We start from the raw sequence: 14,716 nt of genomic DNA, 5'->3' as shown, positions 1-14,716 counted from the left end.
CACCGGGACCGGCCCCTCTCGTGCGATCAGTCGGTTACGACACGGCCTTCACGACCACGTCGCCCGAGCCGACCAGGACGTTCTCGTCCGTGCGGACCTGGACACCGCCGAGGAGCACGCGACCGGCGCCCGGACCGGCGTTCGCCACGACCTGGGCCGAGACGGTCCACTCCGCGCCAGCGGCGCGCGGGGCGTCGGCGTCGTCCACCGTCACCGAGCCGAGGGCCGGGTTGGTGTAGACGTCGAGGTAGTCGTAGGTGGTGGTGCCCGCGGGGACCGCGTAGCCCTGCACCAGCACGACCCACGCGCCCGCGCCCGGGTTGGCGATGATGACCTCTTCCTCGGAGTCGCCGTCCGCGGTCTGACCGGCCAGCACGCAGCTGCCCGAGGTGCAGTCGAACACCGCGAGGTCGAGGTCGGCCGCCGCGTCCGCGGTGTTGCCGATCTTCGCGCGCAGCACGGTGGAGCCCGCGCCGACGTTGACGAGGAACTGCTGGTTCTCCTGGTCGGCGATGGTCTTCTGCTCACGCAGCGCGCTGCCCAGCGGGGTGCCGGTCGCGCGGCCGGTGAACGGGCCGAACAGGTTCTTCAGCGTGTAGGAGCGCTCGACCGCGACACCCGTCTGCGCCGACTCGATCACGTCGGGGTTCGGGGAGACGGACGCGCCCAGCACCGACGCGGTGACCGTGTACGGCGCGCGCTGCGCGTCGGAGGTCCGCCGGGCCTCGACCACGACCTCCCAGACGCCCGGCTGCGGGTTGCTCACCGTGCGGCTGGTCGGGCTGCCGCCACAGGACCCACCAGCGACCGGCGGGTTGTAGCAGTTCAGCGAGCTGTTGCTGTCCACGCCCACGCCGTAGGGGTGGAAGCGCAGGAAGCGGATCTGGCCCGCGCCCGGCGCCGTGCCGCCGCCCACCATGTCCACCTTGAACGCCGGAGCGCCCGCGGGGACCCGGAAGAAGTGCTGCGCGACCTCGTTGCGGCCGATCTGCCCGCCCTTGCGGACGGTGAAGCCGTTGGCCGAGGTGAAGTCCTCGGCCGCCACGACGGTGTTCATCGTGTGCAGCTCGACGCCCGCGGTCATCGGGGTGTCCAGCGCCAGCACCGCGGAGTGCGCGCCGGCCGAGCGCGGGTTGATCGTCACCGTGAACTTGGTGGGCGAGTTCTTCCGCAGCAGGACGGTGCTCGGCGAGCTGAACGTGCCGTCGTTGCCGATCCAGCGCACCCGGTAGGTGACCGGGTGGGCGGGGCCGGTGGTGCGGGTGAAGGTGTACTGGCGGGTGTAGCGGTCGCCGGCCTTGACACCCTCGCGGTCGTGGATGCCGGTGCCGACGCCCGGGGTGGCGAGGAACTCCGACAGCACGGTGTTCACCGGCACCGACGCGGTGATCACGGTCTCGCTCGGGTTGGCCTTGAGCAGGTTCCACGCCTTCTTGGTGTCGACCAGGCCCGTGCCCTGCTCGTAGGCCTGCAGGCCCTTGACGAACCGGGCGGAGGACATGAACGCCTTGCGCAGCTGGTGCGGCTCGGCGGAGATGCCCTTGGCCTTGGCGGCGCTCAGCAGCAGCGCGGCCGCGCCTGCGGCCTGCGGGGAGGCCATCGAGGTGCCGTTGAACATCGCGTAGCCCGGGGGCAGCGCGTAGGTGCCGCCGACGGGGCCGCCCAGCTGCCAGGTGGGGACCGTGGAGATGGCCGAGCCGGGGGCGATGATCTGCGGCTTGAAGCCGCCGTCCTCACGCGGGCCGCGCGAGGAGAAGCCGTGCAGCGACTCGCTCACGGCCATGTCGGAGCCGTAGTTGCGCTGCCAGGTCTCCTTGGTGATGTAGGAGCCGACGGACAGCACCTTGGTGGCCACCGACGGGTCGCCCACGGTGTTCATGCCCGCGCCGGAGTTGCCCGCGGAGATGAACATCTGGACGCCGTACTCGTCGATGAGCCGGTCGTACAGCTCGGCGCGCGCGTTGTTGGCGTCGTTCAGCGCCGGGAGGCCGCCGATCGACATGTTGATCACGTCGGAGTTCTGCGCCGCGTAGACCATGCCCTCGAGCAGGGCGTGGGAGGTGCAGCCGGTGACGAACAGGCAGACGCGGATCGAGACCAGCTTGGCGCCGGGCGCCGCGCCGGTCATGGTGCCGCCGAACATGCGGTTGGCCGCGGTGATGCCCGCGACGTGGCTGCCGTGCGCGCCGGAGACGATGCCGACGTTGACCGAGTTGGTCGACGGCGAGCTCTGCATGACGAAGGTCATGGACTCGCGGACGTCGGTGGCCGGGTTGTCGGTGCCCACGGTGCCGATGTCGTAGCGCACCTTGTAGTTCTGCATGGCCTTCTCGTCGGCCATGCTCCCGTCCTGGTCGGTGTCCAGCCACATCGTGTCGGTGGCCTTGTTCCACGCCACGCCGAAGCGGCCGCTGCTGCCCGCCGGGTTGCCGTCGCGGTTGAGGTCGTTGCCCAGCTCGCCGCCCAGGCGGGGGTCGCGCTCGTCGAACTCGGCGAAGGCCAGCTCACCCTCGGCGGGGAGCCCGAGCGAGGCGCCGGGGACGGTCTTGTCCATCAGCAGCCAGGTCGGGTCGTCGTCGTTGTTGACGCCGTTGGTGAAGCCCGGGTCGGTGTAGGTCACCCAGTCGGTGATCTTCCGCTCGCCGGTGGTCGTCGTCTTCAGGGCCGGGTGGTCCAGGTCGACGCCGGAGTCCACGATCGCGATCGTCGTGCCGCGGCCGTCCCAGGTGGGGTGGTCGTTGACGAACTGCGCCGCGCCGATGTCGCCGGTCGGCATGTACGGGTTGACCCTCGGCGTCGACGGCCCGGGGGCGGGCTGCGGCGTCGGGTTCTGCACGCCCTCCGGGCGCGGGTCGGGCAGGGCGATCGTCTCGCTGATGTCCAGGGCGTCGACCCCGGGCAGGCTGGCGATCTTCTTCACCTTGCCGACGGGCACCTCGGCGCGCACGTAGCCGATCTCGTCGGCGCGGTACTCGATCTCGGCGCCGTTGCGAACCAGCTCCTCGACGGCGGCGGCCCCCGCGCCCTTGTCCGTCGCGATCAGGACCTTGACGGTCTTCTCGCCTGCCTGCTCGGCCTTGGCGAGCAGTTCCTGGTCGTGCTTACCGAGTCCAGGGCCTTCATCCGCGGCGCCCTGGGCGGGCGCGGCGGCGGTGGCGTTCGGCATCGACAGCATGGCACTGGCGATAGCCGTGGTGAACGCCAAGCCGATGGCGAGACGGCCACGCCGTCGCCGTTCGGGTTGAGTCATCCCACGTCCTTCTTCCTCAGCGGGTGAGCTGAATGCATGCCTGGTCGGTCCGGTAGGGCGGATGACAGCAGGGCGCTCACGGAGTGTTGTTTGCGGGTGACCTGGTGACTAGCGTCCATTTGGGCTAATCCTGTCCAGTGAATCTGGGCTGATCAGCACAGAGGGTGCACGCATCGCCCGTGATGTGGCTCGCGTTACCTAGCAGACGGTCGCTCTTATGCGTGCCTACGCCCTACGACACGTGGCGCAGAGTGACTAAAACTGGCAAAAGTGTTGGTAACTATTCGGACACCCGACACCTTGACAGTGCCGGTTCGTGCCTCAGCACTGCCTCCGTAGACTCCGGGGCGTGAGTTTGACCCTTGGGATCGTCGGCCTGCCCAACGTGGGCAAGTCCACCCTCTTCAACGCCCTGACGAACAACGACGTGCTCGCCGCGAACTACCCGTTCGCCACGATCGAGCCCAATGTCGGCGTCGTCCCGCTGCCCGACCCGAGGCTGGACCGGCTGGCGGAGGTGTTCGGCAGCGCCAGGACCGTCCCGGCCACGGTGTCCTTCGTCGACATCGCGGGCATCGTGCGCGGGGCGTCGGAGGGCGCGGGCCTGGGCAACCAGTTCCTGGCCAACATCCGCGAGGCCAACGCGATCTGCCAGGTCATCCGCGTCTTCGACGACCCGGACGTGATCCACGTCGACGGCACGGTCGACCCGCTGGCCGACATCGAGACGATCAACACCGAGCTGATCCTGGCCGACCTGCAGACCCTCGACCGCGCGATCACGCGGCTGGAGAAGGAGGCGCGCACCCGCAAGGACGCGCGCCCGGCCCTCGACGCGGCGTCGAAGGCCAAGGAAATCCTCGACGGCGGCCGCACCCTCTTCGCCGCCCAGGCCGAGGTGGACCTGGCGCTGCTGCGCGAGCTGCACCTGCTGACGGCCAAGCCGTTCCTGTACGTGTTCAACGCCGACGAGGCCGTGCTGACCTCCCCGGAACGCCGCGCCGAGCTGACCAAGCTGGTCGCCCCCGCCGACGCTGTCTTCCTCGACGCCAAGGTCGAGGCCGAGCTGCTGGAGCTGGACGAGGAGTCCCGCCGCGAGCTGCTGGAGTCCGTCGGCCAGGACGAGCCCGGCCTGCACGCCCTGGCCAGGGCGGGCTTCCACACCCTCGGCCTGCAGACCTACCTGACGGCGGGCCCGAAGGAGGCCCGCGCCTGGACCATCCCGCGCGGCGCCACCGCCCCCCAGGCCGCGGGCGTCATCCACACCGACTTCGAACGCGGCTTCATCAAGGCCGAGATCGTCTCGTACGAGGACCTGATCGAAGCAGGCTCCATGCCCGCCGCCCGCTCCGCGGGCAAGGTCCGCATGGAGGGCAAGGACTACGTCATGGCGGACGGCGACGTCGTGGAGTTCCGCTTCAACGTGTAGGCCACAACCCGAAGCCTCCGGGCCCCGATCGCCTCGGCATACGACGGGAACAATCCGGTTCACCGTCCACGACAGCCTCGTTAGAGGAGCGCGCGCTCGCGCTGCTCGCCGAGGCGGGCGGCCGTGCTCGTGCAGTCTGTCCTGCGCAACCACCCGCTCGTCGACGGCAACAAGCGGCTCAGCTGGATGTCCGCCTTCACCTTCTACGGCCTCAACGGCCTGGACCTCGACGCGCCCGAGGATGTCGCGTACGACCTGGTGATCGCGTTGGCGACCAGCGCGGTCGGGCACGCCGAGGCTGCGGACCGGCTCGGCAGCTGGTGCCGTTCGTCAACTTGAGGTTGACGCGCCTAGAGTCGTCAACCTAAGGTTGACGGCATGACCCCACGACTCGACGACCTCATCGCGCAGGTCGAGAGCAAGCACAGTGACGATCTCTCCCGGCTGTCCGAGGCCGTGTTGCTCGGCCAGCACCTCGAGGAGGTGGCCGACCACCTGATCGGCCACTTCGTGGACCGGGCCCGGCGGTCCGGGGCGTCCTGGTCGGACATCGGGACCAGCATGGGCGTGACCAAGCAGGCCGCGCAGAAGCGGTTCGTGCCGCAGCAGCCGGAATCGCCGGAGACGGACCTGCGGATCTTCGAGCGCTACACCGACGGGGCGCGGGCCGCCCTGGTCGGGGCGCAGGACGCCGCGCGCGAGCGGGGGCACGAGACGATCGAGCCTGCGCACATCGTCCTCGCGCTGCTCGCCGACCCCGAGCTGGCCGGACGCGACGACGTGGACGAGCTGCGGGCGGAGGCCGAACGCGCGTTGCCCGAGCCGGGGACCGAGCGGCGCACGCACATCCCGTTCGCGCCGTCGGCGAAGAAGGCGCTGGAACTGGCCCACCGGGAGGCGCTGCGCAGGCAGGACCGCGACGTCACCGTCGAGCACCTGCTCGTCGGCGCGACGGCCTGACTTCACCGGCCGGTCCGAAAAGGATCATCCCGACGACACGCGTCCCGGCTACTGTTCGCCACGCAATTCCCACGCACAGTGACGTGATCGGAGTGTCATGGAACGGCGTAACTTCTTGCGGGTCGCGGTGGTCGGCGGCGCGGCGGCGGCGTTCGGCGGGGCGTCGTGGAGCCAGGCGTTCGCGGCGACCGCCCAGCCGGGGCCGAGCCCCTACGGCCCGCTGCAGGCCGCGGACGCCAACGGCATCCGGCTGCCCGCCGGGTTCACCAGCCGGGTCGTCGCGCGGTCCGGGCAGCGGGTGGCGGGCACCAGCTACACCTGGCACCCCGCCCCGGACGGCGGCGCGGTGTTCGCCGACGGCAGCGGGTGGATCTACGTGTCCAACAGCGAGGTCTCCAGCACCGGCGGCGTCGGCGCGATCAAGTTCAACTCCTCCGGCCAGATCACCGGGGCCTACCGCACGCTGTCCAACACCAACGTCAACTGCGCGGGCGGCGCCACGCCGTGGAACACGTGGCTGTCCTGCGAGGAGGTCTCCACCGGCCGGGTCTACGAGACCGACCCGTGGGGCGTGAACGCCGCGGTCGTCCGACCGGCGATGGGCCGGTTCAAGCACGAGGCGTGCGCCGTCGACGCCGACCACCGCTACGTCTACATGACCGAGGACGTCAGCGACGGCTGCTTCTACCGCTTCCGCCCGAACACCTGGGGCGACCTCTCCAGCGGCACGCTGCAGGTCATGAAGGGCTCCACCGCCACCAGCGGCTCGGTGACCTGGGCAAACGTCCCCGATCCCGACGGCAGCCCGACCGCGACCCGCTACCAGGTCTCCGGCGCGAAGAAGTTCAACGGCGGCGAGGGCTGCTACTACGCGGACGGCACGTGCTGGTTCACCACGAAGGGCGACGGCCGGGTGTGGGCGTACAACGCCACGAACTCGACCATCTCGCTGACCTACGACGACTCGCTCGTCAGTGGGACGGCCCCGCTCACCGGCGTCGACAACGTCACCGGCGCGTCCAACGGCGACCTGTTCGTCGCCGAGGACGGCGGCAACATGGAGATCTGCATCATCACCCCGGACGGCATCGTGGCGCCGTTCCTGCAGGTCACCGGGCAGTCCAGCTCGGAGATCACCGGCCCGGCGTTCACCCCCGCTGGCAACCGGCTGTACTTCTCCTCACAGCGCGGCACGACCGGCAGCAGCAGCGGCGGCATCACCTACGAGGTCACCGGCCCGTTCCGGAGCTGACCGGCAGGGCGGCGCGGCTCAGCCCGCGCCGCCCATCGCCTCGATCACCCCGTCGATCTCCTGGGCGAGGCTCACGTCGCACTGGGTGAGCCCGTTCGCCGAGTGCGTGGTGCAGCGGAAGGTCAGCGTCCGCCACCGGATGTCGATGTCGGGGTGGTGGTTGTCGTTCTCGGCGATCTCGGCGACCCGGTTGACCACCTGGATCGCCTGGGAGAACGACTCCAGCTCGACCTCGCGCACCAGGGCGCCGTCGTCGAGGCGCCACGCGGTGAGCACGCCGAGCGCCTTGCCCACCTCGGTCTCGTTCAGCAGTTCAGCCATGGCACCCATCCTGGCCCGATCGCGGGGCGTACGCTCGACGCTGCCACGGGAGTCCGGTAGCGCCGGGCTGAGAGGAGGGCGTGGAGCCCTCGACCGTCACACCTGATCAGGGTCATGCCTGCGCAGGAAGGGCCTCGTGGCGCGCACGCCCCGAGGAGGATGTCCCATGCGTCGAATGGCGATCGCCCTGTTCGCCCTGCTGCTGGCGGGTTGCTCGCTCAGCGGAGACGACAAGCCGGGTGACCGCACAGTCGTGCTGGTCACCCACGACTCGTTCGCCCACGACCCGGCGGTGTTCGACAGGTTCACCGCCGAGACCGGCATCCGCGTGGAGGTGCGCAAGAGCGGCGACGCGGGCGCGCTGACCAACCAGCTGGTGCTCACCAAGGCCAGCCCGCTGGGCGACGTCGCCTTCGGCGTCGACACCACCTTCGCCTCCCGCGCGCTGGACGAGGGCGTCTTCGCCGAGTACCGCTCGCCCGCGGCGGCCGAGGGGCCGCAGCGCTACGTCGTCGACGACAGCGGCAGGCTGACCGCGGTCGACGTGGGCGACGTGTGCGTCAACGTGGACGTCGCCGCGCTGGAGTCCCGCGGCCTCCCCGTGCCCACCGGCTACGCCGACCTGGCCGACCCGAAGTACAAGGACCTGCTCGTCGTCGAGGACCCGGCCACGTCGTCGCCCGGCCTGGCGTTCCTGCTCGGCACCGTGGCGAGCTTCCGCGACGGCTGGGTCGGGTACTGGGAGAAGCTGCGCGCGAACGGCGTGCTCGTCGTCAGCGGCTGGGAAGAGGCCTACACGCAGGAGTTCTCCGGCTCGTCGGGCCAGGGGCCGCGCCCGATCGTGGTGTCCTACGCGTCCTCGCCGTCGGCCGAGATCGGCGAGGACGGCGAGCCGCGCACGCGGGCCTTGCTGGACACCTGCTTCCGCCAGGTCGAGTACGCGGGCGTGCTCGCCAACGCCAAGAACCCCGAGGACGCGGGCAAGGTGGTAGACCTGCTGCTGTCCCCGGAGTTCCAGCGGACCGTCCCGGAGATGATGTACGTCTACCCGGCGCGCGAGGGCGTCGAACTGCCCGAGGCGTGGGCGAAGGCCGCGCCGCTGCCGGAGAACCCGGCAACGCTGCCCGCGGCCGAGATCCAGGCGAACCGGGAGCGGTGGATCGAGCAGTGGCGCGCGGCCGTCCAGGGCTGAGCCCGGCCCTGCTGGGCCTGCTGCCGCTGGCGTTCCTGGCGGTGTTCTTCGCCTGGCCGGTGGGCGCGATCGTCCGGCTCGGCATGGACGCCGCCGCGCTCGACGTGCTCGCCGATCCCGGCACCTGGCGGATCGTGGCGTTCACCCTCGGGCAGGCGGCCGCGGCGACGCTGGTCGCGGTGGTCGCCGGCCTGCCGGTCGCGTTCCTGCTGGCCAGGGTCGCCCTGCCGGGCATGGCGGTGGTCCGCGCGCTGGTGCTGGTGCCGTTCGTGCTGCCCACGGTCGTGGTCGGGCTGGCCTTCCGCGGCCTGCTCGGCGGCGGGGTGCTGCCGATCGTGCTGGCCAACGCGTTCTTCAACGTCGCCGTCGTCGCCCGCACGGTCGGCGGGCTGTGGGCGCACCTCGACCGGCGGGCCGAGGACGCCGCGCGCTCGCTGGGGGCGTCGCGGTGGCGGACGTTCACCGCGGTGACCCTGCCCGCGCTCACGCCCGCCCTGGGGTCGGCGGCCGCGGTCGTGTTCCTGTTCTGCGCGACCAGCTTCGGCGTGGTCCTGCTGCTGGGCGGGGCGCGGTTCCGGACGCTGGAGACCGAGATCTACCTGCGCACGGTCGAGCTGCTGGACCTCTCGGGCGCGAGCGCGCTGTCGTTGGTGCAGGTCACCGCGGTGGTCGCGGTGCTGGTCCTGGGCGCGCGGGCACGGCGCAGGCGCGAGGCCGCGCTGAAGCTGCGCGCGCGGGTGGAGAGCGCGCGGCGTCCGGTCGGCGGTGAGTGGTGGGTCGTCGGGGCCGCGTACGCGGTGGTCGCGCTGTTGGTCGTGCCGATCGCGTCCCTGGTGGCGCGGTCCGTCGACGGTGGTTTCGCCGGGTACAGGGCGCTCTCGGGCACCGGGCACGCGGGGTCGTTGTCGGTCACCGGGTGGGAGGCCGCGGCCAACTCGCTGCGCACGGCGACGGACGCGACCGTGTTGGCCCTGATCCTCGGGGTGAGCGCGGCGGTGGCGCTGGTGTCGCTTCGCCGGGCGCGGTTCATCGACGCGCTGGACACCGCGCTGATGCTCCCGCTGGGGGTGTCGGCGGTGACGGTCGGGTTCGGGTACCTGATCACGCTGGACGCGCTGCCCGGCGACCTGCGCACCTCGGCGGCGCTCGTGCCGCTGGCGCAGGCGCTTGTCGTGACACCGTTGGTCATCCGGCTCGTCCTGCCGGTGCTGAGGTCGATCGACGAGCGGCTGCGCCAGGCGGCGGCGACGCTGGGCGCGGGCCCGTGGCGGGTGTGGCGGGAGGTCGACCTGCCGCTGGCGGGCCGCTCCCTGCTGGCCGCCGCAGGGTTCGGGTACGTCGTCGCGCTGGGCGAGTTCGGCGCGACCAGCTTCCTGGCCCGTCCCGACACCGCGACCCTCCCGGTCGTCATCGGGCGGCTGGTGTCGCGGCCGGGGGAGCTGAACTCGCAGATGGCGTACGCCGCGTGCACGCTGCTCATGGTGGTGACCGTCGCGGTGGCCCTGGTCGTGGAACGCCTGCGCGCGGGCGAGTTGGGGGAGTTCTGATGCTGTCCGTCTCCGGGCTCACCGTGCGGTACGGGTCGGTCACCGCGGTGTCCGATGTGGACTTGTCGATCGGCGACGGCGAGGTGTTGGCGCTGCTGGGGCCGTCCGGCTGCGGCAAGTCGACGTTGCTGCGCGCGGTCGCGGGTCTGGAGCCCGCCGAGGGGACCGTCTGCTGGGATGGCGCGGACCTGGCGGACGTGCCGGTGCACCGCCGCGGCTTCGGCCTGGTCTTCCAGGACGGCCAGCTGTTCCCGCACCGGGACGTGGCGGGCAACGTGGCCTTTGGCCTGCGGATGCAGGGGCGCAAGTCGCCCGAGCGCGTGGCCGAGCTGTTGACGTTGGTCGGGTTGGCCGGTTATGAGTCCCGGCGCGTGACGTCACTGTCCGGGGGTGAACAGCAGCGCGTCGCCCTGGCCCGTGCGCTGGCCCCGCGTCCCCGCCTGCTGCTGCTGGACGAGCCGCTGTCCGCTTTGGACAGGTCCATGCGCGAGCAACTGGCCATGGACCTCGCCACCCTCCTGCGCGCCGCCGGGACCACCGCCATGGTCGTCACCCACGACCACGACGAGGCCTTTACCCTCGCCGACCGGGTAGCGGTGATGAACGCGGGCCGCGTCAACCAGACCGGCGACCCCGCGGAGGTCTGGCGGCGCCCGGTGGACGAGGAGACCGCCCGCTTCCTGGGCTGCACGACCTTCCTCCCGGGAAGGGTGGCGAACGGCGTGCTGACGTGCGAGTTCGGCGCCATTCCCTTGGCCGCCCCGGATGGTGCCGTCCACGTGGGCCTCCGCCCCACCGCCCTGCGCCCGGCCCCCGCCGGTGTCGCAGGCAAGGTGACCGGCCGCGTCCACCGCCACGACCACGTCCGTCTGGTCGTGGACGCGGGCCGGGCGGTGGACGCCGTGGCCGAGGTGACCAACGCCCCTTCCGTGGGCGACGAGGTGACTCTGACGTTGGACGAGACGGGAGTGGCGATCATCGGCCCCTGACCGCCCGAACACCCGACGCCCCCGCTCTCCCGACACCGATCTGCCGCGATCGGAGCGCCGCGACCGACGAGCCTCACGATCTCCAGCCTCGCCCCGAGCCGCCGCCCGCCCGAGGCGGACGGCGGCCCGAAGTCCGCTCAGCCGTCCCGGGTGAGCATGCGGGAGAGGGCCACGGAGTAGCCGATGAGGATGTAGCAGCCTGCTCTGAGGACGCCTTCGGTGAGGGTGGGCCAGGGGAGGGGGTCGCGGGCGACCTCGCCGATGGATTCCCAGCCGGAGGTGATCAGGACCGGGTCCAGCCAGTCGAGGGCGGGGATGGCGCTGAGGACGCCGGAGACGATCAGGAGGCCGAGGGCCACCGAGAGGACGATCAGCGGGTGGTCCGTCCAGGCCGAGACGGCCAGGCCGACCGCGGCGACGCCCCAGATCTGGACGGCGACCAGGAGCGCGGTCAGCAGGACGCGCCCCAGGCCGTCGGCGAAGGGGAGGCGGGTGGCGGAGACGGTCAGCATGCCGTCGCCGCCGAGCAGGATGATCCCGGTGATCGTGCCGGTGGCGGCCATCAGGAGGCACGCCAGCAGGGTCACCGTGGCGATCCCGAACGCCTTGATCGCCAGCAGGCGGGGCCTGCTCACCGGGGCCACCAGCAACGAGCGCAACGTCCCGTTGGTCGACTCCCCCGCCAGCGCGTCGGCGGCGAGGGTGGCGCCCACCAACGGCAGCAGCATGGTCAGCGCCGCGAGCAGGGAGAAGATCGGCAGCATCAGCCCGTTCCCCGCCACCAGCGTCGACAGCCCCTCCCCGACCGGCCCGTCCCCATCCGCGGCGATGCGGATGGCGATGCCCGCGATCACCGGCACAGCCGCCAGCAAACCGAGACCGACCAGCGTGCGCGGCCTGCGCAGCATCATCCGCAGCTCGGAGCGGAGCAGCCGCGCGATGGGGGCTTTGGTGCGTGGCAGTGGTATGGCCATGGTGGTCATCGCGGGCCTCCGGTCGTGGCCGGTTCGGTGGCGGTGCTCGCAGTCCCCGGTACGGCCGCCGGTAGACCGAGGCTGACCAGGTTGCGTGGTGTGCGCAGCGTCCGGCGCGGTTCGGAGTGGTGTAGGCGTGCGATGGGGGCTTTGGTGCGTGGCAGTGGTGTGGCCGTGGTGGTCATCGCGGGCCTCCGGTCGTGGCCGGTTCGGTGGCGGTGCCTGCGGTCCCCGGCATGGCCGCCGGCAGTCCGAGGCCGGCCGGGGTGCGGGGCCTGCCGAGCGTCCGGCGTGGTTCGGAGTGGCGTAGGCGTGCGATGGGGGCTTTGGTGCGTGGCAGTGGTATGGCCATGGTGGTCATCGCATGCCTCCGGTCGTGGCCGGTTCGGTGGCGGTGCTCGCGGTTCCCGGCACGGCTGCGGTTAGACCGGGGTCGACCGGGGTGCGGGGCATCCGGCGCGGTTCGGAGCGCGGCGGCTGGTTGATCGGGGTCTTGGCGAATCCGGGGGACATCGGTTCGGATGGTGGTCGGTCGAGGTGGGCCGGGGTGTGGGGCCTGTGCGGTGTGGTGGGCGGTTCGGGGCGCAGGGGTTGGGGGGTGGGGGCCTGGGTGCGTGGTGGCGGCTTGGCCATGGCGGTCATCGTGCGTCTCCGATCATGGCCAGTTCGGCGTCCAGGGAGTCGGTGGGGCTGGGTTCGGTCAGGCGGGCGAAGAGGTCCTCCAGGCCGGTGCGCTGCCTGCGGACCTCGTGGACCGGGACGCCTGCGCGCACCAGGGTCTCCACCACTGCCGGGGCGGTTGTGGTGGTGAGGTCGGCGAGGATGCCGTTCGGCACGGCGCGGGCCGGGATGCGGTTGTCGCGCAGCGCGTCCACGGCGCGGGTGACGTCTGGAGTGGACACCAGCAGGCCCGCGCTGTCGGCGTCCAGCAGGGTGGTCAGGTCGCCCTGGGCCACGACCGTGCCCTGGTGCAGGACGGCCACGTGGGTGCAGGTGGCCTCCACCTCGGCGAGCAGGTGCGAGGACACCAGCACCGTCGTGCCCGCCGCGTGGAGGTCGGCGATGACGGCGCGGACGTCGCGGGTGCCCGCCGGGTCGAGGCCGTTGGTCGGCTCGTCGAGGATGACGAACCGGCGTGGGGCCAGCAGGGCAGCGGCCAGGCCGAGGCGCTGCTTCATGCCCAGCGAGTAGGCCTTGAACCGGCGGTCGGCCGCCCCCGCGAGGCCGACCCGCTCCAATGCCTCGGACACCGCCGCCGGGATCGCCTGGGTGGCCAGCGCGGGCTCGGCCGCGCCCATCCGCAGCAGGTTCTCCCGCCCCGACAGGAACGGGTGGAACCCCGGCCCCTCCACCAGCGCCCCCACCTCGGGCAGCGCCCGGGGCAGGCCGTCCGGCAGCCGGTGCCCCAGCAGCTCGACCTCGCCCGCCGTGGGCTCGACGAGGCCGAGCAGCATGCGGATCGTGGTGGTCTTGCCCGAGCCGTTCGGCCCCAGCATCCCCATCACGGACCCGGTGGGGACCTCGAGGTCGACGTGGTCGACAGCCACTGTCCCCCGGTACACCTTGCGCAACCCCCGTGTGCGCGCGGCCGCGACCATCGTCGACCCCCCGGTCACTTCGTCGCCAGCGCTTCGGCCAGGACCTGCTGCGGCACGGCGCCCAGGGCGACCCGGCCGTCGGTGGTCACCAGGGCGGTGCCGACCTTGGTCGTGATCGCGTACCCGGTGCCGAACTCCCCGGTCACCTCGCTGCCGAACTGGCTCAGCAGGGCCATCGGGTCGGTCTCATCGCCGTTCTCCGACGGGACCGGCGTGGACATGATCTGGGTGGGCACCTTGCCCACCAGGACCGTGTCCCAGCCCTCGCCGACGACCTCGAGGTCGAGGTCCTCCAGCAGCGCGTTGCCCTCGACGTGCTTGGACCCCTGCGCGCCGTCGGTCACCGTCGCCCCGGCGGGCGGGGTGAAGCGGAACAGGGCCGGGTCCTGCGCGCCCGTGTCGAAGTCGGAGAACCCGACGCTGAGCGCGGGCTCGGCCTGGCCGTTGGCCAGCACCTCCAGCCTCAGCGGCAGCCGGGTGGCCTCATCGACGGAGACCCTGACCTCGCGCAGCAGCGTGCGCTCGGTGGGCTTGGGCGTCAGCACCAGCTGGTACACCGGCCGGTCCGCGACGCGCGCGGTGCCGTCGATGGTGATGGTGCTGTCCTTGCGCATCAGCTCGACGAGCTCGCGGGACGCGGTGGCCGGGTCGGCCAACCCGTCCTGCGGGGTGACCCCGTGCTCCATGCCCTCGAACCGCAGCACGCTGCGGTCCTTGCTGTCCCACACCCACGTGGTGGCGCCGTCGCCGACGATCGTGCGCTCACCGGAGCGCTCGCCCTCCAGCGCCAGCCGGAAGCGGCCCTCGCCGTCGGTGAACACCCGGGCCATGTGGCCGTCCGACGACGGCACGCCCGGGATCGGCAGGCCGAGGTCGTTGGTCAGCTCGACGGTGCCTGCCAGCGCGGGCACGTCCGCGTCGAGCACCGACTGCACCAGCGCCTCCGGCGTGGTCTCCGGCAGCGCGGGCGGCGTCTCGCCCGCACCGGCGGGCGTCGCCAGCAGGACGAGGCCGACGACCCCCGTCGCGGTCCCTGCCGCGGCGATCCCCAGCGCGGTCCGTTTCCTGTCCATGGTTTGTCTCTCCCCTGATTCGGGTTTCGTTTCCCGCGATTCCGAGAGTGCACCCCGGCTGCTGAGATCGCGCTGAGAGCTGCCGCCACGCTGAGAACCCGCTGAGAGCGGCGGCGGGAACCGGCGGCCAC

At 71.9% G+C, this 14,716-nt stretch carries 11 protein-coding genes and 1 pseudogene; 7 read left to right on the top strand and 5 right to left on the bottom strand.

Annotated elements, in window-relative coordinates; all coding sequences use genetic code 11:
• Positions 1-34 precede the first annotated feature (34 nt).
• Positions 35-3,166, bottom strand: a complete 3,132-nt coding sequence (locus IEY98_RS00990) for a S8 family serine peptidase (RefSeq protein WP_229786424.1) — start codon at positions 3,164-3,166, stop codon at positions 35-37.
• A gap of 433 nt (positions 3,167-3,599) precedes the next feature.
• On the opposite strand from IEY98_RS00990, the gene ychF reads away from it, so the two are divergent.
• The 4 genes and pseudogenes from ychF (at position 3,600) to IEY98_RS00970 (ending at position 6,891) form a co-directional block, all read left to right on the top strand.
• A complete protein-coding gene (ychF, locus tag IEY98_RS00985; RefSeq protein ID WP_189208378.1) occupies positions 3,600-4,679 on the top strand; it encodes a redox-regulated ATPase YchF in 1,080 nt (359 codons plus the stop codon).
• A 114-nt stretch (positions 4,680-4,793) separates the two neighbouring features.
• Positions 4,794-5,018, top strand: a pseudogene (locus IEY98_RS00980) (type II toxin-antitoxin system death-on-curing family toxin); the annotation flags it as partial.
• A 39-nt stretch (positions 5,019-5,057) separates the two neighbouring features.
• Positions 5,058-5,639, top strand: coding sequence for a Clp protease N-terminal domain-containing protein (locus IEY98_RS00975; protein ID WP_189208376.1), 582 nt, complete (start codon positions 5,058-5,060; stop codon positions 5,637-5,639).
• Positions 5,640-5,736: 97 nt separating this feature from the next.
• Entirely contained in the window at positions 5,737-6,891 is a 1,155-nt protein-coding gene (locus IEY98_RS00970; RefSeq protein ID WP_189208375.1) for an alkaline phosphatase PhoX, read from the top strand.
• An 18-nt stretch (positions 6,892-6,909) separates the two neighbouring features.
• Here the strand turns inward: IEY98_RS00970 and IEY98_RS00965 are convergent, their stop codons facing one another.
• Positions 6,910-7,212 (bottom strand): 4a-hydroxytetrahydrobiopterin dehydratase, encoded by a 303-nt coding sequence (locus IEY98_RS00965; RefSeq protein WP_189208374.1) that lies wholly within the window; start codon positions 7,210-7,212, stop codon positions 6,910-6,912.
• Between the two features lie 166 nt (positions 7,213-7,378).
• On the opposite strand from IEY98_RS00965, the gene IEY98_RS00960 reads away from it, so the two are divergent.
• The 3 genes from IEY98_RS00960 to IEY98_RS00950 are packed head-to-tail and all read left to right on the top strand — an operon-like array spanning position 7,379 to position 10,940.
• Positions 7,379-8,404 (top strand): thiamine ABC transporter substrate-binding protein, encoded by a 1,026-nt coding sequence (locus IEY98_RS00960; protein ID WP_189208373.1) that lies wholly within the window; start codon positions 7,379-7,381, stop codon positions 8,402-8,404.
• Complete coding sequence (locus IEY98_RS00955) at positions 8,368-9,951, top strand: ABC transporter permease (RefSeq protein ID WP_229786423.1); 1,584 nt, start codon at positions 8,368-8,370, stop codon at positions 9,949-9,951. The genes IEY98_RS00960 and IEY98_RS00955 overlap by 37 nt, the downstream gene beginning before the upstream one ends.
• A complete protein-coding gene (locus IEY98_RS00950; protein ID WP_189208372.1) occupies positions 9,951-10,940 on the top strand; it encodes an ABC transporter ATP-binding protein in 990 nt (329 codons plus the stop codon). The genes IEY98_RS00955 and IEY98_RS00950 overlap by 1 nt, the downstream gene beginning before the upstream one ends.
• A gap of 137 nt (positions 10,941-11,077) precedes the next feature.
• Here IEY98_RS00950 and IEY98_RS00945 read toward each other — a convergent pair whose 3' ends face one another.
• The 3 genes from IEY98_RS00945 to IEY98_RS00935 form a co-directional block, all read right to left on the bottom strand.
• Positions 11,078-11,923, bottom strand: a complete 846-nt coding sequence (locus IEY98_RS00945) for an ABC transporter permease (protein WP_189208371.1) — start codon at positions 11,921-11,923, stop codon at positions 11,078-11,080.
• Positions 11,924-12,552: 629 nt separating this feature from the next.
• Entirely contained in the window at positions 12,553-13,512 is a 960-nt protein-coding gene (locus tag IEY98_RS00940; RefSeq protein WP_189208370.1) for an ABC transporter ATP-binding protein, read from the bottom strand.
• Positions 13,513-13,526: 14 nt separating this feature from the next.
• Positions 13,527-14,585 (bottom strand): LolA family protein, encoded by a 1,059-nt coding sequence (locus tag IEY98_RS00935; protein WP_189208369.1) that lies wholly within the window; start codon positions 14,583-14,585, stop codon positions 13,527-13,529.
• Between the last annotated feature and the right edge of the window lie 131 nt (positions 14,586-14,716).

Source organism: Actinokineospora fastidiosa (assembly GCF_014648415.1).
Classification (GTDB): domain Bacteria; phylum Actinomycetota; class Actinomycetes; order Mycobacteriales; family Pseudonocardiaceae; genus Actinokineospora; species Actinokineospora fastidiosa.
This window is presented reverse-complemented; position numbering and strand designations above follow the sequence as displayed.

What these genes read in the sequence shown, in the direction of transcription:
- IEY98_RS00990 (WP_229786424.1), bottom strand. Translation starts at nt 3,166, where the DNA reads ATGCCGAACGCCACCGCCGCCGCGCCCGCCCAGGGCGCCGCGGATGAA.
- IEY98_RS00975 (WP_189208376.1), top strand. Translation starts at nt 5,058, where the DNA reads ATGACCCCACGACTCGACGACCTCATCGCGCAGGTCGAGAGCAAGCAC.
- IEY98_RS00970 (WP_189208375.1), top strand. Translation starts at nt 5,737, where the DNA reads ATGGAACGGCGTAACTTCTTGCGGGTCGCGGTGGTCGGCGGCGCGGCG.
- IEY98_RS00965 (WP_189208374.1), bottom strand. Translation starts at nt 7,212, where the DNA reads ATGGCTGAACTGCTGAACGAGACCGAGGTGGGCAAGGCGCTCGGCGTG.
- IEY98_RS00960 (WP_189208373.1), top strand. Translation starts at nt 7,379, where the DNA reads ATGCGTCGAATGGCGATCGCCCTGTTCGCCCTGCTGCTGGCGGGTTGC.
- IEY98_RS00950 (WP_189208372.1), top strand. Translation starts at nt 9,951, where the DNA reads ATGCTGTCCGTCTCCGGGCTCACCGTGCGGTACGGGTCGGTCACCGCG.
- IEY98_RS00945 (WP_189208371.1), bottom strand. Translation starts at nt 11,923, where the DNA reads ATGACCACCATGGCCATACCACTGCCACGCACCAAAGCCCCCATCGCG.
- IEY98_RS00940 (WP_189208370.1), bottom strand. Translation starts at nt 13,512, where the DNA reads ATGGTCGCGGCCGCGCGCACACGGGGGTTGCGCAAGGTGTACCGGGGG.
- IEY98_RS00935 (WP_189208369.1), bottom strand. Translation starts at nt 14,585, where the DNA reads ATGGACAGGAAACGGACCGCGCTGGGGATCGCCGCGGCAGGGACCGCG.